This window comes from Hymenobacter sp. YIM 151858-1 (assembly GCF_025979705.1).
Taxonomy (GTDB): domain Bacteria; phylum Bacteroidota; class Bacteroidia; order Cytophagales; family Hymenobacteraceae; genus Solirubrum.
Window position 1 is genome coordinate 1,669,958 of record NZ_CP110136.1, and the last position, 19,435, is coordinate 1,689,392.

23 protein-coding genes are annotated in these 19,435 nt (G+C 58.8%); 10 read left to right on the top strand and 13 right to left on the bottom strand.

Features of this window, described 5'->3' with window-relative positions; translation table 11 throughout:
• Positions 1–163: 163 nt before the first annotated feature.
• The 3 genes from OIS50_RS07425 to OIS50_RS07435 all read left to right on the top strand — a co-directional run bounded on the left by OIS50_RS07425 (position 164) and on the right by OIS50_RS07435 (position 2,399).
• A complete protein-coding gene (locus OIS50_RS07425; protein ID WP_264693680.1) occupies positions 164–1,069 on the top strand; it encodes a hypothetical protein in 906 nt (301 codons plus the stop codon).
• Positions 1,070–1,181: 112 nt separating this feature from the next.
• Entirely contained in the window at positions 1,182–1,718 is a 537-nt protein-coding gene (gene dcd / locus OIS50_RS07430; protein WP_119444298.1) for a dCTP deaminase, read from the top strand.
• A gap of 186 nt (positions 1,719–1,904) precedes the next feature.
• The gene (locus OIS50_RS07435) at positions 1,905–2,399 is read left to right on the top strand and encodes a hypothetical protein (protein WP_264693681.1); all 495 of its coding nucleotides are present in this window, start codon (positions 1,905–1,907) and stop codon (positions 2,397–2,399) included.
• Positions 2,400–2,480: 81 nt separating this feature from the next.
• Here OIS50_RS07435 and gldC read toward each other — a convergent pair whose 3' ends face one another.
• Together gldC and dnaN are read right to left on the bottom strand one after the other, a co-directional pair.
• Complete coding sequence (gldC, locus tag OIS50_RS07440; RefSeq protein ID WP_119444300.1) at positions 2,481–2,819, bottom strand: gliding motility protein GldC; 339 nt, start codon at positions 2,817–2,819, stop codon at positions 2,481–2,483.
• Positions 2,820–2,996: 177 nt separating this feature from the next.
• Positions 2,997–4,121, bottom strand: a complete 1,125-nt coding sequence (dnaN, locus tag OIS50_RS07445) for a DNA polymerase III subunit beta (protein ID WP_264693682.1) — start codon at positions 4,119–4,121, stop codon at positions 2,997–2,999.
• 361 nt (positions 4,122–4,482) lie between these two features.
• On the opposite strand from dnaN, the gene OIS50_RS07450 reads away from it, so the two are divergent.
• Positions 4,483–4,926, top strand: coding sequence for a BLUF domain-containing protein (locus OIS50_RS07450; RefSeq protein ID WP_264693683.1), 444 nt, complete (start codon positions 4,483–4,485; stop codon positions 4,924–4,926).
• Between the two features lie 81 nt (positions 4,927–5,007).
• Here the strand turns inward: OIS50_RS07450 and OIS50_RS07455 are convergent, their stop codons facing one another.
• Together OIS50_RS07455 and OIS50_RS07460 are read right to left on the bottom strand one after the other, a co-directional pair.
• Positions 5,008–5,964 (bottom strand): PAS domain-containing protein, encoded by a 957-nt coding sequence (locus OIS50_RS07455; RefSeq protein ID WP_264693684.1) that lies wholly within the window; start codon positions 5,962–5,964, stop codon positions 5,008–5,010.
• Positions 5,965–5,993: 29 nt separating this feature from the next.
• A complete protein-coding gene (locus OIS50_RS07460; protein WP_264693685.1) occupies positions 5,994–6,377 on the bottom strand; it encodes a hypothetical protein in 384 nt (127 codons plus the stop codon).
• Positions 6,378–6,727: 350 nt separating this feature from the next.
• Here OIS50_RS07460 and OIS50_RS07465 point away from each other — a divergent pair, with 350 nt between their 5' ends.
• Positions 6,728–6,970, top strand: coding sequence for a hypothetical protein (locus OIS50_RS07465; RefSeq protein WP_264693686.1), 243 nt, complete (start codon positions 6,728–6,730; stop codon positions 6,968–6,970).
• 25 nt (positions 6,971–6,995) lie between these two features.
• Here OIS50_RS07465 and gldG read toward each other — a convergent pair whose 3' ends face one another.
• The 4 genes from gldG to OIS50_RS07485 form a co-directional block, all read right to left on the bottom strand.
• Complete coding sequence (gene gldG / locus OIS50_RS07470) at positions 6,996–8,738, bottom strand: gliding motility-associated ABC transporter substrate-binding protein GldG (RefSeq protein WP_264693687.1); 1,743 nt, start codon at positions 8,736–8,738, stop codon at positions 6,996–6,998.
• Between the two features lie 20 nt (positions 8,739–8,758).
• On the bottom strand, positions 8,759–9,484 hold the full coding sequence (gldF, locus tag OIS50_RS07475; RefSeq protein WP_059070980.1) for a gliding motility-associated ABC transporter permease subunit GldF: 726 nt from the start codon (positions 9,482–9,484) through the stop codon (positions 8,759–8,761).
• Positions 9,485–9,658: 174 nt separating this feature from the next.
• Positions 9,659–10,585, bottom strand: coding sequence for a gliding motility-associated ABC transporter ATP-binding subunit GldA (gene gldA / locus OIS50_RS07480; RefSeq protein WP_264693688.1), 927 nt, complete (start codon positions 10,583–10,585; stop codon positions 9,659–9,661).
• Between the two features lie 260 nt (positions 10,586–10,845).
• Positions 10,846–11,544 (bottom strand): SDR family oxidoreductase, encoded by a 699-nt coding sequence (locus tag OIS50_RS07485; protein WP_264693689.1) that lies wholly within the window; start codon positions 11,542–11,544, stop codon positions 10,846–10,848.
• 108 nt (positions 11,545–11,652) lie between these two features.
• Here OIS50_RS07485 and OIS50_RS07490 point away from each other — a divergent pair, with 108 nt between their 5' ends.
• Entirely contained in the window at positions 11,653–12,354 is a 702-nt protein-coding gene (locus OIS50_RS07490) for a GIN domain-containing protein (RefSeq protein WP_264693690.1), read from the top strand.
• An 87-nt stretch (positions 12,355–12,441) separates the two neighbouring features.
• On the opposite strand, the gene OIS50_RS07495 is transcribed toward OIS50_RS07490, so the two are convergent.
• Positions 12,442–13,155: an SDR family oxidoreductase gene (locus tag OIS50_RS07495; RefSeq protein WP_264693691.1), complete on the bottom strand. Its 714-nt coding sequence runs from the start codon at positions 13,153–13,155 to the stop codon at positions 12,442–12,444.
• Between the two features lie 96 nt (positions 13,156–13,251).
• On the opposite strand from OIS50_RS07495, the gene OIS50_RS07500 reads away from it, so the two are divergent.
• The gene (locus tag OIS50_RS07500) at positions 13,252–13,983 is read left to right on the top strand and encodes an MlaE family ABC transporter permease (RefSeq protein ID WP_264693692.1); all 732 of its coding nucleotides are present in this window, start codon (positions 13,252–13,254) and stop codon (positions 13,981–13,983) included.
• 88 nt (positions 13,984–14,071) lie between these two features.
• Entirely contained in the window at positions 14,072–14,878 is an 807-nt protein-coding gene (locus tag OIS50_RS07505; RefSeq protein ID WP_264693693.1) for an ABC transporter ATP-binding protein, read from the top strand.
• Positions 14,879–14,976: 98 nt separating this feature from the next.
• On the opposite strand, the gene OIS50_RS07510 is transcribed toward OIS50_RS07505, so the two are convergent.
• The 4 genes from OIS50_RS07510 to OIS50_RS07525 all read right to left on the bottom strand — a co-directional run bounded on the left by OIS50_RS07510 (position 14,977) and on the right by OIS50_RS07525 (position 18,369).
• On the bottom strand, positions 14,977–15,534 hold the full coding sequence (locus tag OIS50_RS07510) for a YfiT family bacillithiol transferase (RefSeq protein ID WP_264693694.1): 558 nt from the start codon (positions 15,532–15,534) through the stop codon (positions 14,977–14,979).
• A 229-nt stretch (positions 15,535–15,763) separates the two neighbouring features.
• Positions 15,764–16,390, bottom strand: coding sequence for a bifunctional nuclease family protein (locus tag OIS50_RS07515; RefSeq protein ID WP_264693695.1), 627 nt, complete (start codon positions 16,388–16,390; stop codon positions 15,764–15,766).
• Positions 16,391–16,520: 130 nt separating this feature from the next.
• Positions 16,521–17,501 carry an electron transfer flavoprotein subunit alpha/FixB family protein gene (locus OIS50_RS07520; protein WP_264693696.1) on the bottom strand — a complete coding sequence of 327 codons (981 nt, stop codon included), beginning with the start codon at positions 17,499–17,501 and terminating at the stop codon, positions 16,521–16,523.
• A gap of 130 nt (positions 17,502–17,631) precedes the next feature.
• Positions 17,632–18,369, bottom strand: a complete 738-nt coding sequence (locus OIS50_RS07525; RefSeq protein ID WP_264693697.1) for an electron transfer flavoprotein subunit beta/FixA family protein — start codon at positions 18,367–18,369, stop codon at positions 17,632–17,634.
• Positions 18,370–18,442: 73 nt separating this feature from the next.
• Here OIS50_RS07525 and OIS50_RS07530 point away from each other — a divergent pair, with 73 nt between their 5' ends.
• A complete protein-coding gene (locus OIS50_RS07530; protein WP_264693698.1) occupies positions 18,443–18,784 on the top strand; it encodes a tetratricopeptide repeat protein in 342 nt (113 codons plus the stop codon).
• Between the two features lie 318 nt (positions 18,785–19,102).
• Positions 19,103–19,375 carry a hypothetical protein gene (locus OIS50_RS07535; protein ID WP_264693699.1) on the top strand — a complete coding sequence of 91 codons (273 nt, stop codon included), beginning with the start codon at positions 19,103–19,105 and terminating at the stop codon, positions 19,373–19,375.
• Positions 19,376–19,435 lie beyond the last annotated feature (60 nt).

The following is a 19,435-nucleotide window of genomic DNA, read 5'->3' on the forward strand; positions in this document are numbered from 1 at the left end:
CTTTGTGCGAACGTGAGATGAAGGATGACAGACGAGAGCAAGCTGACGGATAACACCCACATCAGCACCAAATTCCGCCCGCCACGGCAAGGATTCAAATAAAGCACTGCATCAATAGGCTCAGCAGTTTACCTTTGCCCGGAAAACTGTTTGCCTGTTGCCCATGCCTTACCGTTACCGTTTTGGGTTTTGGAGCTTGCTGCTTGTGCTGCTGATTGTGCCGATGGGGTTGCGTGCCCAATCCGAGAACACCGCTGCGCAAAACAAGCAACTCTTCGACCGCGCCGTAGACGAAATCAACTTCCGCACGATGGAAACCGTCTACGACAAGTCCTTCACGCGCCGCAAGTACCCCGTTAATCTGCGCACGGCCAAGGCCCGCAAGGAGTTCGACGACTACGCCGGCCGCGAAGACCTCAAAACCCTGTTTCGCAACTACAACAGCGTAGCCGAGCGCTACAAGCAGCGTTTTGGCAAAGGCCGCACCGATCTGGCCGAGTTCGAGAAGCAGCTTAACAGCGTGCTGGTCGACCGCAACTTTGAGTTTTTCATCCGGGTGCTGCCCCGCGACGAGCGGGTGGCGCTTATCCACTCGCTGCAGCGCTATATCAAACAAGCCAGCGCCCAGTTCAACGCCTCCCAGGACCCCGCCCCGGAGGAGCTGATGGCCGATGCAGCCAACGTGCCCCCTGCCGATGTGGACGCGCAGGCCGAGGAGCCCATCGCCAAACCCCTCGAAGACCCGCAGCCCAGCCCCGATGCCGTGGCGGATGAGAGCCTGAGCAGCCCGCTCACGAGCCGGCCCGGCCGCTCCTTTGGCGAAAACGCCCCGAAGTCGGCCCACGACTGGGTCGATTACACGACCCTGCTTTGCTCGGTGTTTTCGCTAGCGCTTATGCTGTACCTCACCATGTCGGTAATACCGGGCATGCGCGCCCAAATAGAGGCCCTTACGCCTCAGCCCGACTACGAAGAGGAGGCGCCGGAAGAGCCCACCGAACCCGCTCCCAAACGCCGCACCGCCATGGTGCTGCCCACCGACAGATACGAAGACGACGAAATCAATTAATAATTAGGAATTAAAAATTAAAGATGGCGGCTTCACCCGGCCCTAATCGTGGACCCGAGAAGCGTCATCCGCTTAATTTTTAATTCATAATTATTAATTCATAATTCTCCCCATGATTCTTACCGACGAGCAAATATTGGCCGAAATGGAGCGCGGCACCATCGTAATCGAACCCTACGACCGCGCTTGCCTGGGCACCAACTCCTACGATGTGCACCTGGGCCGCTACCTGGCCACTTACCGCGACCACGTGCTCGACGCGCGCAAACACAACCAGATTGATGTGTTTGAGATTCCGGAAGAAGGCTTTGTGCTCACCCCCGAAACCCTATACCTGGGCGTAACGGAAGAGTACACCGAAACCCACGCCCACGTGCCGTTCCTGGAAGGCAAAAGCTCAGTGGGCCGCTTGGGTATCGACATCCACGCCACAGCCGGCAAAGGCGACGTAGGTTTTTCGAACACCTGGACGCTGGAAATCAGCGTTACGCAGCCCGTGCGCATCTACCGCGGTATGCCCATCGGCCAGCTCATTTACTTTGCGGTGGAAGGCGCCATCCAGAACTACTACAACCGCAAGCCCAACGCCAAGTACAACCAGCGCACCGACAAGCCCGTGGAGTCGATGATGTGGATGAACAAATTCTAAGCAACTAGCTGATTCTTAACCGGCTGGCCTTTTGCGCGTATGTAGCAAGGGTCAGCCGGTTCTGTTTTTGCTAGTTTGCCGACGAATGCCGAACTGCCTGGCACACTTTTTCGTTAGAAAGTAGCGTTGGTTGCTTCGGCGGCCCAAACTTTGTTTCAGCGGCTTCGGCCCTCAATAATACTTGCCATGACTACCATCAAGATGATTGCAACGGCTGTGCTGGCATCGGGTATGGCACTCGGTGCGCAGGCGCAGCAACCTTCGCCCAAAAAGAACGCTGCCGTGCAGCAACGCGCCGAGCGGTTATCCAACCAAATGGCCCGCGAGTTGCGCCTGAATAACTACCAGACCACCAAGCTCCGCGCCATCAACGACGACAAGGTGGCCAAAATGGCTGCCATCGAAACGCGCTACGCCGGCAACAGTAAGCTGATTGACGAGCAGTGCCAGGGCGTGTGTCGCGAGCGTGACCAGGAGTTGCGCGCCGTGCTCACCACCGAGCAATACAGCGACTACTACGGCCGCCGCCCCGTGTACTACAAGTACGACAAGGACTACGCCGCCCAGGCCACCGATATCATGCTGGTGAAAGCCGTGCAAAACCCGCTGCCGGCCAGCGCCAAAGGCGCTACCATTTCGCAAACCAAAGACGACAGCAAGCCTGCCCCGCGCGGCCGTTAACTGTTAGTGCTAGCTTACAAAAAGCCCGCCCGGCAACTGCCGGGCGGGCTTTTTTCTTAAACCACCTAGGGCGGCAGGCGCTTACTTTTGGTTGCGCTCCTCTTGCTCCACGTGCTGGGCCAGCTCCCGACCTAGGGCGCGTAGTTTGGCACCCATGTACTCGTCGTTGGTGGCGGCCACGATGCTTTCGGCCAGCGAACCGATCATATCCACGTAAAAGCGCTTCATCTCGTTCACGGGCATTTCCTTGGTCCAGAGGTCAATCTTCATGGTGCCCTGCTGCTCCCGGTCCCAGATGCTGACGTTCATGGCCTTGGCGAAATGAATATCGGCGCCGGCATCGGTAGCGCTCCAGCTGATGGCTTCCGGGATTTTCTGGTCGTCGAGGGCGATGCTGAACCGGATTTCGGATTTCTTCATGGTAAAAAGACGGTTGAAAGTCGTCTGGTAAGTGGCGGGTAAAAAACGGCTGTCATCCTGAGCCCAAGCGAAGGACCTTATCACGCCCGAACAACCCGGGGTTGGATAGTTACTATCCGACGTGAGAGGGTCCTTTGGCTAATGCCTCAGGATGACAGATGCAGTGCTTGCGTGCGGTTACACGTAGTTGTTGAGCATCACCGGCATCACGAGCATCAGGATGTTCTCGTTGTCGTCGGCGAGGGTAGGCATCAGCAAACCGGCGCGGTTGGGGGTGCTCAGCTCCAGGGTAATTTCCTCGGAATCGATGTTCGAGAGCATTTCGATCAGGAAGCGGGCGTTAAAGCCAATTTCCATGTCCTCGCCGTCGTACTGGCAAGGCAGTTTTTCGTTGGCTTCGTTCGAGAAGTCTAGGTCTTCGGCCGAAATCGTCATTTCCGAACCGGCCAGGCGCAGGCGCACCTGGTGCGTGGTTTTGTTCGAGTAGATGGCGATTCGCTTCACCGAGTTCAGGAACTGGCCGCGGTCGATGATGAGCTTGTTGGGGTTCGAAACCGGAATAACGTTCTCGTAATCGGGGTACCGCTCGTCAATCAGGCGGCACACGAGGCGCATCTGGTTGAACGAGAAGAAAGCGTTCGACTGGTTGAACTCCACGCGCACGGTGGTTGCCTCGGAGGGCAGAGCACCTTTCAGCAGATTAAAGGCCTTGCGCGGAATGATGATGTTGGCCGTTTGACCGGGGTTTACATCCTGGCGGCGGTAGCGCAGCAGGCGGTGGCCATCGGTGGCCACAAAGGTTACCTGCCCATCGGCCAGCTGCACCAGAATGCCCGTCATGGCGGGGCGCAGCTCGTCGGTGCTAACGGCGAAAATGGTTTTGTTGATGGCGCGCTGCAGCGCCTGCGAAGGCATCTCGACGGGGGCCGAGCCCTTTACGACCGGCACGCGCGGAAAATCGGTGGCGTTTTCGCCCGCCAGCTTGTAGCGCCCGTTGGCCGAGGCGATTTCGATGCCGTAGGTTTCCTCATCGATGGTGAAGGTAACCGGCTGATCGGGCAGGTTCTTCAGGGTATCGAGCAGAATGCGGGCCGGCGCGGCAATGCGGCCGCTTTCGCGGGCCTCCACCGGCAGCTCGGTAATCATGCTCGTCTCCAGATCGGAGGCGGTAATGGTCAGCTTCCCGTTCTCAATTTCAAACAGAAAGTTCTCTAGGATGGGCACCACGGGGTTGTTCGTGACGACACCATTAATGCTCTGGAGCTGCTTAAGCAACGCCGAAGACGAGACGATGAACTTCATACAGGGGTTTGGGAAGGGTTCTGACAGTAGAGAGCAAAGATAGGAAGCCCGCGGGGAGTTTTCAGAAAGTAAAAACACCGCCTGCAATCGTTTTTCGCAGGTAATGTTACTCCCCAAAGGCACCGATGAGGCTTAATGTATGACAAGGAAACAAAATAACCTCGACAATATGCCAACCTTCGGAAGTTTACCGCGGTAAAAGGCCACCGAACATATGAAAAGGCCTATAAGCCTGCGCTGGCGAATGTGCTCTTGCTGGCGGATGGCGGTAAAAATGGCCCTATCTTGTGTAGCCCACTAACCCCACCTTTTTCTCCTTTTTGGTTGTTTGCCGGCAACCCAAGCCCATTGTGTTTTCAGCATGAGCCAACCCGTACTTTATCACCTGGTATACCAAAGCCTGGCTACCCACGAGCTAAGCGAGCAGGAGCTGCAGTTGCTGCTGCGGCAATCGCGCGCGTGGAACGCCGCGCACGAGCTAACCGGCATGTTGCTTTACAGCCACGGCCAGATATTGCAGGTGCTGGAAGGCCCGGCCGACGAGGTGCTTTACATCTTTAAACGCATCAGCCAGGATTGCCGCCACCACAACATTATTCGGCTGGCCGATGGCCCGGTGGAGCAGCGCAACTTTTCGGATTGGTCGATGGGCTTTCAGGCCATCGACCCGGCCGAGTACGCGCAGCTGGCCGGCTACCGCAACCCCCTGGCCGATGCGTACCTGGCCCCGCAACCTACCGATGGCCCCGGTTCGCTGCATGCCCTGCTGAGTACGTTTGTGCGCCGCGAGGCTTTGTATTTGTAACCTCTTCCCTAGGTGCCAAACCACGCGGGGCGCCCTGGCAGCAAGTGCCAGGGCGCCCCGCGTGGTTTGGCACCTAGGTACTTAGGCCGAGGGCACCGCCGCCGCCGAGCCGGCACCTAGCTGCGCTTCCAGGGCAGCAATGCGGTTGGCTTGCTCACGCAGCAGGCGCTCCAGCTCCAGGTTCCGGAAGGTTACTTTGCTCTCCAGATCCTGGTAAGCGCGCTGCAACTCGTCTTCGCGGGCGCGCAGCAGCTGCTCGGTCTGTTTTTGCTCGTGAATGTCGGTGCAGGTACCAAACCACTTAAGCACGTTGCCGTTGGCATCGCACATGGGCAGCGCCCGCCCCAGGTACCAGCGGTACTCGCCATCGTGGCGCCGAAAGCGGTACTCCACCTCGTAGAGTTGCTGGGTGCGCAGGGAGTTGGTCCAACGCTCGAGGCAGCGGGGCAGATCATCGGGGTGAATAACGGGCTCCCAGCCCCACTCCTGCGCCTGTTGCAGCGTTTGGCCGGTGTAGGCCATCCAGCGCTGATTGAAGTACGTAACGCCGCCGTCGGGCCGGGCCATCCACAGGATTTCCGACACGTTTTCGGCCAGAAACAGGTATTCCTGCGCTTGACGCTGCAACTGCAGCGCCTCTTGCTGCGGCTCGGTTACATCGCGGCTGATGCCCTCGAAACGCACGGGCAGGCCGGTATCGGGGTGGCGGCGCGTGCGGCCGGTTGAGCGTATCCAGCGCACGGCACCGTCGGGCCATATTACGCGGTACTCTTTGAAGTAGCGCCCCGAGCTGCCGGGTTTCAGCACGGCCTCAATGGCTTGCTCTACACCGGCGCGGTCGTCGGGGTGAATAGCATTGTACAGATCAGGCAGCGTTACGGGCTGATCGACAGGCAAGCCGTAGAGCAGTTTGCACCGGGCCGACCACGACAACTCGCGGCTCGGCAGTTCCATTTGCCAAATTCCTACCCCAGCCGCCTCTAGTACCGACTCGAGGCGGGATAGTTCGGCAACCGGATCGGGTTGTTCAGTACGCATATGGCTAGGTGGCTTCGGAGGCGGCAGGGTTAAGGATGGGTTAGCTCAATTTCGAGCCCCGACTGAAAATACAACGTGAGCAAGCGTCGGGCGCCGTCGTGGCTACGGCGCATACGGGTAATTAACGCATAGGAAGTGCCATGGGCAAGCTCAAGCACAAGGTAGGGCTGGCTAACTAGGCTACTGCGCTCCATGGCCCATGTGCCCGCCAGCTCGGTATTATTTGGCATGGCCAGGTGCACGCCATCGGGGCTCAGGCGCACCTGTTCGGCGTCCGTCCAGCCCGGCTCGGGCCGGTTACCGCTGCGCATTCCCACTACCCGCCAGGCTACGCACAGCAATTCAGCCGTGAGCGTCTGCAGGTTGAAGTCAAAAAACAAGTCTTGGCTAATTGAATCGAACACTGGCAGCAAAGAAGCGCGTATTTTGGCCGCGTAAAACCTATTTCGAACCTGACATTACGACCAGAAGCCCGCCTGGGCCGTACGTACCTATGAGCTGTCAACCCCAAGACGTACTTACCATGAGCTCAAGCCCACGTGCGACTTCCGCTGACCCATTGCCGCCCGACTTCAACGAGCGCCCCGATGAACAAGGCAATTTGGAAGCACAAACGAGTTTAGGTAATACAAAAATAGGAGAAAGTATTACAGATGTGCAACCGCCAACGGCCGCATCTGCCAATAATCTTAGTACGAGCAACAGCCGGGTGGGGCGGCCGCCCCGCCTAGGTGCGGTGCCGGTAACCTGGTCGGTGCGGGGTGTGGAGCGCGAAACCCGCGACGCCCTGGAGCTGGCCGCCCGGCAGTTGGGCAAAACCCTGGGTCAGTACTTCAACGACGAAATCCGGCAGTTTGCCCTTAACCAAGCCGCGGTCGAGCACACCTCATCGGCCGAGCAGATTCGGGTACTGAAAGAACAGGTTGAGCGCTTGCGCGAATTGGTGGAGAACCTGGCCGCGCTGCTGGGCACCGCCCCCGAGGACGCACCCGAAGGCCCACGCTAAAGCAACCGGCTTAACTTACCTAGGTCTATTCGGTGGCAAACGAGGCGTACTTACGCTTACGCAACCAGGCGCGCACCAGCCCAAACGCGGCGAGCAAGGCTAGCGGAACGCCCAGGTTCAGCAGCTGCCATTTGCTCTTTTCGGAGTTTACTTTCACTTTATCGAGCGGGCGCAGCGTGATTTCCTTGCCGCGCACCGAAATCAGACCGGTTTCGTCGAGCAGGTAATCCACGGCGTTCTGCACCAGCTCGCGGTTGGCAAAGCGGGTGGTAGCCAGGCGGTCGAAGCCCAGGGGCACGGGGCGGCCGGTTTTGGGGTCCACATCGTTGCGCACAAAGTCGCCATCCGACACCAGCACGATTTTGCTCGGCTTGGCTTGCGCGCTTTGCGCGGGCACAAATTGGGTGGTACCGGGCTGGGCGCGGTTGGCAAACAACGACCGGAACTGCCCTTCGAGCAGGTAGCCCACGGGCTTTGGCCCGCTGGTGTACAGCTTGGGGTCGGCGGGCAGGCGCGCATCGTTCAGGTTGATGGGTACGGGCGCGGGCAGCACGCGGGTGTAGCGCGAGGTATACATCAGCGGCGTTTTGCGGATGCCCTTGGCCTTAACCGTATCAATGGTGCTCACGAACTTCAGGTACACCGCATCGAGGTTGCGCACGATGGGGTGCGGGGTGTAGCCATTCACGATGGGGTAAAACTGCCACGGCATGGGCTCTACGTTGGGCTTGTTGCCCGTCATGCCCGTTACCAACGGAATCAGGCCGGAGTTGATGTCCAGAATCAGGTCGCCGTTGACGCGCGCGCCGTACGTGAACAGCAGGTCCGTGAGGTTCAGATCGAGCGGAAACGAGAGCATGCCGCCGCGGTTGGCGCTGTCGAGGTTCACGCGCATGGCATCCACGAAAAACAGCGCCCGGCCGCCTTCGGTGATGAACTTATCGAGCTTGTACTTCTCGGGCTCGGTGTACGGGCGCTCGGGCTTGGCCACAATCACCGCCGCGAGCGACTTCATGTTCTGCTCGGTTACCTTGTTCAGGTCGATGCGGTACACGTTGTGGTCGCGCTGCAAAGTGGCAATCAGGTCGTAGAGCTGCGCGTTGTCGGGCTCGCCGTGGCCTTCGACAATGCCGATGAGCTTGCGCTGGCCGGGCTCCAGACGGCGAATAGCACTGGCCAGCTCGTATTCCAGGCCTTCGATGCTTTGGTTGAGGCGCACATCGGGCGGGGCGGCCTGGTTGCCGCGCAGCAGCAGCACGTTTTCTTCGCGGCTGCCCACCGTTACGGTAGCCCACGGAAAGATGATCTTCTCGACGCGCTTGCCGTTTTCGTTGGCCCCTAGGTTGGTTGGGTTCAGGCCTTTCTGAATGAGGCGCTGGTACTCCTTCTGGCGGTCGGCTTCGGAAGTAGCGGCCGAGGGGTCGACGAACACGTAGCGCAGCTTGGTGCCGGCGTGCACCTGCATTTCGTCGAGGGTTTCGCGCGTGGCTTGCGACAAGCGCCGGAACGCGGTCGGAAAGTCGCCGGCCAGGTACACCGTAATGGTTACCGGCTCAGGCATTTGCTCCAGCAGCTGCTCCGTGGCCGGCGACATGCTGTAGCGTTTGTCCTCGGTTAAATCGAGGCGAAAGAAGAACTGCTGCCCGATAAAGTTGAGCAGTACCAGACCTAGGATAACCAAGCCGAAGCGCAGCAAATCGCGCTGCTTGCGCGAGGCCGGAGCAACAGCGGTAACGGGTGCGGGCGTGGCGGCGGGAGTTGTTTCCATGCGTCAGAGAGTCCGGCAGGTTACCAGTTACGGCTTTGCAATACGAGGCGCGTAGCCAGCAACATGCCCGCTACCACCGAAAGGAAATACAGCACGTCGCGCGAGTCGACGAGGCCTTTGCTCAGGTCGCGGTAGTGCGCGGCAATGCCCAGCTGGCCGATGTAGTAGGCCGTGGAGCCTTCAAACAACGAGGCCAGCGAATCGAAGCCGGAGTAAACCAGAAAGCACCCCACCACGGCCACCAAAAAGGCAATGATTTGGTCGCGGGTGAGAGCCGAAGCCAACACGCCGATAGCCGCGAAGATGGCCGCGAGCAGCGCAAGGCCAATCAGCGAACCAGCAAACGCCGCCGAGTCGATGTTGCCCACCGGCGAGCCGAGCTGGTACACCGAGTAGTAGTACAGCAGCGTGGGCACCAGCGCCAGCAAAGCCAGCAGCAAACAGGCCAGGTACTTCCCTCCCACCAATTGCCCATCGGTAAGCGGGCGGGTCAGCAGTAGCTCAATGGTGCCAGCCTTTTTCTCCTCGGCAAACGTGCGCATGGTAATGGCCGGAATCAGGAACAGGAAGATCCAAGGGGCCAGATTGAACAACGTTTGCAGATCGGCAAAGCCGTAGTCGAGCACGGAGCTATCGGGAAATACCCACACGAACAGGCCCGTAGCCACCAGAAACACGCCCAGCACCACGTAGGCTACCGGCGAGTTGAGGAAGGCGTTGAATTCTTTGCGAAGGACGGCGAACATGAATCGCTGATTGACGCTGATTTATTTGATTACGCTGATTCGGCAATCGATTCAGCTAGTTCGTCATGTCGAGCGCAGTCGAGACATCTCGCCGGATAGTAATCTTCTTCATTAAGAATGCTATCTGACATCAGCACGCGAGATTCCTCGACTTCGCTCGGAATGACGTTCCATTTATGATTTAGAATTGTTCGAGGTCGTCAGCTGCTGAAACACCTGCTCCAACGACTGCTCTTCTTGCCGCAGACCTAGGAGCAACCACCCTTGCTGGGCCGCCAGCTGCGAGATGGCGCGGCGCTGGTCGCCGCGGCCATCGGTGCGGATAACCCATACACCGCCTGCGGCTTGCTCTACAGTTTTGATGCCCGGCAGCTGCCGCAATGGCGTGGGGTCGATAACACCTTCGAACTCGGCGCGGATGATGGTTTCGCCTTTGGCCAGAGCCCCTAGGTCGCGCACCGGCGAATCGGCCACCAGCTGCCCGCGGCTGATGATAACCACCCGGTCGCAAAGGGCTTGCACTTCGGGCAAAATGTGCGTGCTGAAGATGACGGTTTTATCCTGGCCCAGCTCGCGGATAAGTTGGCGAATCTCGCCAATCTGGTTTGGGTCGAGACCGGTGGTGGGCTCGTCGAGAATAAGCACCTGCGGGTCGTGCACCAAGGCCTGCGCCAAGCCCACGCGCTGGCGGTAGCCTTTGGAGAGGGCGCCGATTTGCTTGTTCTGCTCGCGCGTGAGGCCCACGCGGGCTACCAGCTCTTTCACCCGTTCGCGCAGCGTACCGCCCGCCAGGCCGTGCACCCGCCCGATAAAATCGAGGTACTCGTGCACGTACATATCGAGGTAGAGCGGGTTGTGCTCGGGCAAGTAGCCTACGCGGCGGCGCACCTCCAAGGGGTGCTCCACCACGTCGAAATCGGCGATGCGCACCGTACCTGCGCTGGGCGGCAGGTAGCCGGTGGCAATCTTCATAGTAGTGCTTTTACCGGCGCCGTTGGGCCCCAGAAAACCCAGGATTTCGCCGCGGCCCGCCGAAAAGCTGATGTCGTTGACGGCGGCCTGGGTACCAAAAAGCTTGGTCAAATGTTGGATTTCAACCATAGGAAGGGCGAAAGTACTGCATTAGTTGCTCGTTGCTGCATTAGGCACCTAGGGAGTTAGCGCCGATGCAAGGAGGCCTCCCCTATCCACGACGCAACCAAAGGCACGATAACCCACAAGCCCAACAGCACAAGCCATGCGGCGGCAAGAAGCACAAACAGTGCCTGCACCCGCCTGCGTTCCGGCAGCGCCCGGCGCCATTGGCGCAGGTTGTACCACAGCAGCACCCACGATAAGGCCCAGATCCAGAGCATCGTACATTAGCCCCGCTTAGGCTGCAAGGGCCGCATTTCCATGTCCACAATATGGAAGTTGAACGGCGTTTCGATGGCGTACACAATGGCACCGGCAATGTCCTCGGGTTGCATCATCGAGGGATTGGCCGTGGTGCCGGGGATGTCGTCGAAGAAGTTGGTTTGGGTGGAGCCGGGGTAAAGGCAAGTTACCTTGATGCCATCCTTGCGCACTTCTTTAAATAACGAGTGCGAAAAGCCGCGCACCGCGTACTTGGTGGCGCAGTAACCCGCCATCATCTCGATGCCGTTGAGGCCGGCAATCGACGAAATATTAATAATATGGCCCAGCTGCTGTTTGCGCATTTGCGGCAACACGGCTTTGGTGCAGTAAAACGTGCCGTGCACGTTGGTATCGAACATGGTGTGCCAGTCCTCCGACCGAAAACCATCTACCTCGCCCGCAATGCCCAGGCCGGCGTTGTTCACGAGCGCTGTCACCTCCTGCCCTAGCTCGCGCTGGGTGTTGGTAAAGGCCTCCTGCACCGACAACTCGTTGCGCACATCGCACTCGAAAAACTGAAACCGCTCGTGCGTGAAATTTTCCGGTGCGCGGCGGCCCCAGCCGGCCACCACGGCGCCGCGCGCCAGCAGCAACTGCGCCGTGGCCAGGCCAATACCTTTGCTGACGCCCGTGACAATGGCTACCTTGCCGTTCAGATCCATAGTATTCTGGTTGAAAAAGTGTTGAGCTCGTTGGTAAAAGCCGCGCAAGATAGAGCACGGCCGTGGGTAAGGGCATACGCAGCCAAGGCCCTGCTGTTGGGGGCACCTTTGCTGCTCCCAGGTTGCCGCAAAGACCAGGAAGGCGACTGTTTCAAGAGCAGCGGCTCCGTAACCACCGAGCGGCGCGAGCTGCCCGCTTTTCATGTGCTGCGCCTCTACGACAACGTAGAAGTAACCGTGGTGCAGGACACCGAAACTTACGCCGAGGTGCGCACGGGCCGCAATTTGCAAGAAGACCTAAAACTGAAAGTGCAGGACGGCACGCTTACCATCAGCAACACCAGCCGCTGCAACTGGGTACGCCGCTACGATGTACCGCGCCAGGTTTGGCTGCACGTGCCGCGCCTCACCGATGTGTTTCATGTGGGCGAGAAGACCCTGCGCACCGAGGGCACCTTTCGGCAGGACACTTTATTTCTGCACCTCTCCCGCGCCGGCAACCTGGAGTTCAACGTCCAGAGCAAGTACTTGTGGGTTGATTTGTACGAGTTGGGCGACATGAAGCTCAGCGGTCAGTCGGAGGAGCTCATTGCTACCGTCGGCGACCTGGGGCGTTTGTTTGCCAACGACCTGACCACCAAGCGCGCCTCCGTGAACCTCCACAAACTCAGCGACGGCGACGCCCACGTACGCACCCTCGATTTCCTGGGTGCCGAAGTGGCCGGCACGGGCACGCTGTACTACAGCGGCCCGCCCGCGCAAAAGGATGTGAAGGTGACCGGCAAAGGCAAAGCGGTAGCAGTGCAATGAGCAATGAGCAATGAGCAATGAGGCTACGCCCGACTACTGCGCCGGTTGCGCCAATTGTTCATTGATCATTGCTCATTGATCATTGCATCAAATATCACCCAGTTGCGGGCGCATCAGGATTTCCTCGATTACGGCTTGCGGTGAGAGGCTGTAGGCGCCAAATACCGCTCCGGCAACGTCCTCGGCTTTCATAAAGCGTTCGGCGGGTAAATCAACGCCTTCCCAACTGGCCGTGAGCGTAGCGCCGGGCAAAATGGCCGTTACCCGCAGGTTGCTGTGCTTTAGCTCTTCGCGGAGGTTTTTCGTCATGCCGTAGAGGGCAAATTTGGCCACGCCGTAGGCCCCGCCGTTGGGGTAGGCCGTGATGCTGGCCGTGGAGCACATCGTGAAAATATGCCCACCCTCCTGCTCCAGCATGTGCGGCAGCAGGCCACGCGTTACGTCGTAGGCGCTGAGCAGGTTTACGGCCAGCATCTCGCGCATCGTGGAGCCGTCGGCGGCATCGTCTTGCAAACGCCCCGGAATAAAGTACCCCGCGTTGTTTACCAGCACATCCACCGAAGTACCCAGGCCCAGTACAAAATCCACGAAGCGGCGGGCCTCGTTGGTACGGCTCAAATCAACGGCCAGAGCGTGGAGTTTTACGTGCGGAAAGCGCTGCTGAAAATCCTCGCGCAGCTCGTCGAGGCTGTCGGCCGAGCGCGAGCACGTCACCAACTGAAAGCCTGCTTCGGCAAATCGGACCAAAATTGCCCTTCCGATGCCTTTCGTGCCACCCGTCACTACAATTGTTTTCTGCATAAGCCGTAAGATTGTTTCGCCGTTCGTACGTATGTGAGCGGGAAGCGTGCCGCGTCAGGGGCACGTTGCTCTTCATTTTTTTGACAGCCTAAGTTTATGGTCAAAGTTTTCGGCCAATATCTGCTTTTCCTGCAGAGCATGCTCGTTCGCAAGGAGCGCCTGCGCGTGCTCTGGAACCGCACCCTCGACGAAGCCGTGAACATCGGCATCGATTCGGTATTTATCGTCAGCATCGTGGCCGCGTTTATCGGGGCGGTTACGTGCGTGCAAATTGCCTACAACCTCACCAATCCGCTTATCCCAAAGTCGACAATCGGCTTTATGGTGCGCGAAATGACGATTCTGGAGCTTGCCCCCACCATCACCAGCATTGTGCTGGCGGGCAAAGTAGGCTCCAGCATTGCCGGCGGCCTCGGTACGATGCGTATCACCGAGCAGATCGACGCCCTGGAGGTAATGGGCATTAACTCAACCTCTTACCTGGTATTTCCGCGCATTCTGGGCGCCATCATCACCTTCCCCATGCTGGTGATTCTGGCTATGGTGCTGTCTATCCTAGGTGGTTATCTGGCCGGCACGCTGTCGGGGGCTTTGTCGGCGCAGGAGTATATCGAGGGTATCCGGGCCGATTTCATACCATACAACATCACCTTCGCCCTCATCAAGTCGGTGGTTTTTGCGTTTCTGGTTTCGTCCATCTCGGCCTACCGCGGCTTCTTCACCGAAGGCGGCGCGCTGGAGGTGGGCGCCAGCAGCACCACGGCCGTTACGCACTCCATCATCGCCATTTTGCTGGCCGATTACGTGCTGGCCCAAACGCTCCTGTAATAGGTTTTAGGTCTTGGAGACTTAGGCATCAGGCCATTTACCCGCTGCCACTACGCCCCGACCAACCAATACCTAGGCCCTGCCTGCCATGATCGAAATTCATAACGTACATAAAAACTTCGGCGATACGCCCATCCTCCGGGGCATCACCTGCACCTTCGAAACGGGCAAGTGCAACTTGGTGCTGGGGGGCTCGGGCACGGGCAAATCGGTGCTGCTCAAGTGCATCGTGGGCTTGCTTAAGCCCGACCTCGGCTCCATTACCTTCGACGGCACCATCTTCACGAACAACAAAATCGAAATCCGGCAGGAAATCCGGAAACAGATCGGAATGCTGTTTCAGGCCTCGGCCCTGTTCGACTCGATGAACGTGTTCGAGAACGTGGAATTTCCGCTGCAGATGCTCACGCCCGACATGAGCAAGGAAGAGCGCCGCGACCGGGTGGAGTTTTGCCTCAAGCGCGTAGGGCTCGAAAACGCCGGCCCCAAAATGCCGTCCGAGCTATCGGGCGGCATGAAAAAACGCGTGGGCATTGCCCGCGCCATCGCGCCCAACTGCACCTACCTGTTCTGCGACGAGCCCAATTCCGGCCTCGACCCGCTCACGAGCATCAAAATCGACGAGCTGATCTACGAAATCACCCACGAGTACGGCATCACCACCGTTATCATCACCCACGACATGAACTCGGTGGTGGAAATCGGCGACCATATCGTGTTCCTGCACAAGGGCCTGAAGCTGTGGGACGGCACCAAGGACGAAATCCTGAACGCGCAAGTACCCGAGCTCAAGGACTTTATCTTCAGCAGCAGCCTCGTGCGGGCCGCCAAAAAAGTAGAGCAGGAAGGCGGCACCATCGAAACTTCCGTCGGCGAGCCGATTCAGGGCGAATAGGTGTTGCCCCGTTAAAGCGCAGCATTAAACAACAAGCGGGGCCGGCAAACCTTTCTAGGTTCGCCGGCCCCGCTTGCTTACAAGGAGCTACGGACCTGCTACCAGCCCATGCGCTTGCGCAGGCTGGTAATGTGCGCTACATGGTGGCGGCCGTGCCAGGCATACATCACCAAGGCCTGATCGAGGCGAATGGTTTGCTGCATGCCGGGGTGGTACCACGTGCGTAGCCATTGCTCGTCGGTGAGCTGGCTCAGCAGCACTACCCAGCGGGCGTGCAGCGCATCCAGCAGAATCAGCGACACATCGGGCGGCACAATGGCTATGTCGGGCAGCTCGGCCCAGCCGGCTTCGTCGTAGGGCTTGATGGTGGGGTTGTCTTCGGTAAGCGCCAGCCGGAAGCGCATGTAGCTGTTGAGGTGCGAGTCGGGCACGTGGTGCAGCACCTGCCGCACCGACCAGCCACCCGGGCGGTAAGGCGTATCAAACTGCAGGCCGTTGAGGCCATCCAGCGCCTGGCGCAGCTCCGTTGGCAGTGCCATCAGCTGCTGAATGTACACGGCGCGCTCATCGGCCGTTAGGGGCTGCTCGGGCAAGGTATAGTGGCCAATCGGATAGCGCAGGTCCTGGTCGGCGGCAGCGGTTTCGGGGGCAGACATCTTGATTCTTGGAAAGTAGCTGGTAAACGAAGTCGCAATTCTAGGCAATTACCCTCAGGTGTGCCACGGGCGGCAACTCACCCAGGCAACAAAACCGCTGGCCGGGCCCTGGCGCGGCCGAGTAACTATGCTTCACCTAGGGCGCGCCCTAAGGCTAGGGCACCCCAAAACACAGCGGCCCGCTTCCGGGGCAGGAAGCGGGCCGCTGTGGCAATAAAACGTTCAGAGGCTATTCTTTGCCCCCGTTGCGCTTGTTCAACTCGTCGCGGATTTTCGCCGCTTTCTCGTAGTCTTCGCGCTCCAGGGCCTGGGCCAGCATCTTGGTCAATTCGTCGAGCGACACCTGCCCGCTGGGTTCCCGGGTTTCGGCTACCTCGGTGCGGGTGCTGCTGGTTTCTTCGTCGTCGTCATCGTCGTCGTCATCCGATTCGGCGCTTTCATCAAGGTCCGACAGGATGATACCGGCTTCGCTCATCACGCTTTCGACGGTGTAAATCGGCACCCCGAAGCGCAAGCCAATGGCAATGGCGTCGGAAGGCCGCGAGTCCAGCTCAAACGTAGTGGCACCGTCGGTGCACACGATTTTGGAGTAGAACACGCCCTCTTTCAGGTCGGAAATAAGCACCTCGAGGATGCTCACGTGTACCTGCTCGGCAAACGACTTGAACAGATCGTGCGTGAGCGGGCGGTTCGGGTTTATTTTCTCGATCTGGATGGCAATGCTCTGCGCTTCGAACATGCCGATGATGATGGGCAGGCGCCGGTTGCCGTGCCGCTCGCCCAGAATCAGAGCAAACGACCCCGACTGCGACTGGCTAGACGACAAGCCCAGTATTTCGAGCTGGATTTTCTTCACGGAGTGGGAGAAGGAAGGTGCTAATGTGAAAATGTGCTGCTCGTGCCAATGTGGGAATGTGCTGGTGCGCTAACGACTGAAAATCAATCTTAAAGCATTAGCCCATCACCCACATTGGCACGCTGGCACATTACCCATTCAGTTCCTTAACCGCCTGGGTCAGCTTGGGCAATACGTCGAAAACGTCGCCCACGATGCCATAATCGGCAGCTTTAAAGAACGGAGCCTCGGGGTCTTTGTTGATAACGACAATGACTTTGGAGGAATTGACACCCGCAAGGTGCTGAATAGCACCCGAAATGCCGCAAGCAATATAGAGGTTCGGCGATACTGTGATGCCGGTCTGCCCTACGTGCTCGTGGTGAGGGCGCCAGTCTACGTCCGACACCGGCTTGGAGCACGCCGTGGCAGCTCCCAGGGCCTTGGCCAGCTCTTCGATGAGGTGCCAGTTTTCCGGGCCCTTCATGCCCCGGCCACCCGATACTACCTTGTCGGCTTCGGGCAGCGGCACACCGCCGGTTTGCTCCTGCATGATCACCTGTTTGGGCGCATCGGCAAAATCGGCATCGGCCAGCTGGGCCGAGAACGACTGCACCTGAGCGGTTTGGCCGGCGCTCTGCTGCGCTTCGATGCTGTTCTTCTTCACCGCAATGATTTTGCGGTCGTTTACCAGCACCACGTCGGAGAAAGCCTTGCCCGAGTAGGCACCGCGCTTCACCGTGAACTTACCGCCCTCTACGCGCGGCAGCTCCACCACGTTGGTGGCCAGGCTGGCTTGCAGGCGTACGGCCAGGCGCGAGCCTACCGAGGTGCCAATGTTGCTGTTGGCCAGCACGATTACCTGCGCCTGCTCCTGCTCGGCGGCAGTAGCAATCAGCTTGGTGTAGGCACCGTTTACAAATTCTTTCAGGCGGGCATCGTTGTCGTACAGCACCTTGCCGATGCCTTGCTCACCGAGCTTGGCCAGGCTGGCTTCCGAGGCCTCGCCCACGGCAATGGCCGTAGCGGTGGTACCTAGGGCCTGGGCTACTTGCGCCCCGTACGAGGCTACTTCGAGCGAAGACTTTTTTACTTCGCCCTTATCGCATTCTACTACTACGAGTACAGACACAGTCTTTCGAGTTTAAGAGTGGAAGAGTTTAAGAGTGCTGAGTGGTGCAGGCAGCGGCGGTTGTTGGCAGGTTGCTTCGGCGGGGCAAAAGCAACTCACTAACTGGCTAACCCACAAACTCTTAAACTTGTTAGATTACCTTGGCTTCGTTGCGCAGCAACCGAATCAGCTCGCCGGCGTTGTCGGCATCGATGAGCTTTACGCCTTGCTTTTTGGGCGGCAGCGCGTACTCTACCACTTCGGTAGCAGCACCCTGGCCGGTAGCTTCCACCACTTTCAGCGGCTTGGTACGGGCCGTCATGATGCCGCGCATGTTCGGAATGCGGGGTTCGCACATCGGCTCCTGGCACGAAACCACGAACGGTGCCTGCACCTCCACGATTTCTTTGCCGCCTTCGATTTCGCGCTCCAGCGTGGCGGAAGTGCCGTTCATGTCCAGCTTCATGGCCGGGGCCACCGTCGGAACACCGAGCAGCTCGCCTACCATGCCGTGCACCTGAAAGCCGTTGTAATCGATGCTTTCTTTGCCCATCAGGATGACGTCGTAGCCACCGTCTTTGGCTACGGCAGCAATTTGCTGCGCCACGAAGAAAGCATCGGTGGGCTTGGCGTTTACGCGAATGGCGTCGTCGGCGCCAATGGCGAGGGCCTTGCGGATATTGGGCTCCGTATCAGCCTCCCCTACGTTGAGTACCGTAACGGTGCCGCCGAGTTGTTCCTTGAGCTCGATGGCGCGGGTCAGGGCGTATTCATCCCAAGGGTTAATCACAAACTGAACGCCAGCCTTATTCAGCTCCTTGTTATCGGGCGTGAACGTGATTTTGGTGGTGGTGTCGGGAACGTTGCTGATGCAAACGAGGAACTTCATCAGGTCTGCTTATAAGTCAAAAGATGCGGGGAAGCCCCTAATTTCGGGCCGAAGATACTGGAAAATCCTGCCGATGGAAACCTCGCCGAGCCGCCTCCAGCAATTGCTGGCTTTCTACGAAGAAGATCCGAACGACCCGTTCACTGTATACGCTATTGCTACCGAATACCGTTCGGCTGGCAATACCGATGCCGCCTGGCAGTTTTACCAGAAGCTCCTCGCCGAACACCCTGACTACGTGGGCACTTACTACCACGCAGGTAAGCTAAAGCAGCAGTTGGCCGAGGCTTCGGAAGCCGAACAAATTTTTCGAACGGGCCTGGTGGTAGCCCGCCGGGCCGGCCAGATGCACGCCGCCTCCGAGCTGCAACAAGCCCTGAACCAGCTGCTGGGGCTGGATTACGAAGACGATTAACCCCATTGCGCTTCTCATCAAAAAGCCGGCCCAGCGCCGGCTTTTTCGCACACGTGCCCCAAGGCCGCGCTTACCAACGGGCATTCGTTGGGCCACGGGCCGGGCAGCCATTTCGCGCGCTCATTTCAGGCAAATAAAACCAGCTTAAACACTGATGACAAGCAACTTGCCCAGCTAACACAACGCAGCGGTACGCCCCAAGGCACCACGCCTGGCTGGGGTAGCTTGTAGCCCTAGGTGCATGTTAAGTTTTTACAGTTGAGGGGCAATGAACTGCTGTTTGTGCGTTATTTACACTCCTGCAAACGCTCGCGCGCTATGGCCTCCCCCATCTCTGTCCGCATCGACTACGGCCCGGGCTACCTGGTGGTAGTACTCGGCTGCCAGGCTACGGGCGAAGAGCGTTGGAAGCGCCGCTTTCCGACGGTGCTATGGGAAATGTTGCCGCCCGACGAAACGGCCGATTTGCTGGCCGATGCCTTTTTTCTGGAGCATCCTGAGCTGGCCGACGATGCGCTTTTCCGGGCCCGGTTTTCGGCTGATCTGCAGCTTGCGCTGGAGCCCGATTCGGCCCAGGTAAGCAACCCCTAACTAACTGTTGGGCTTGCAATTATCCGTAACCCACTGCGTTACGACGGGGTAAAAGAATGG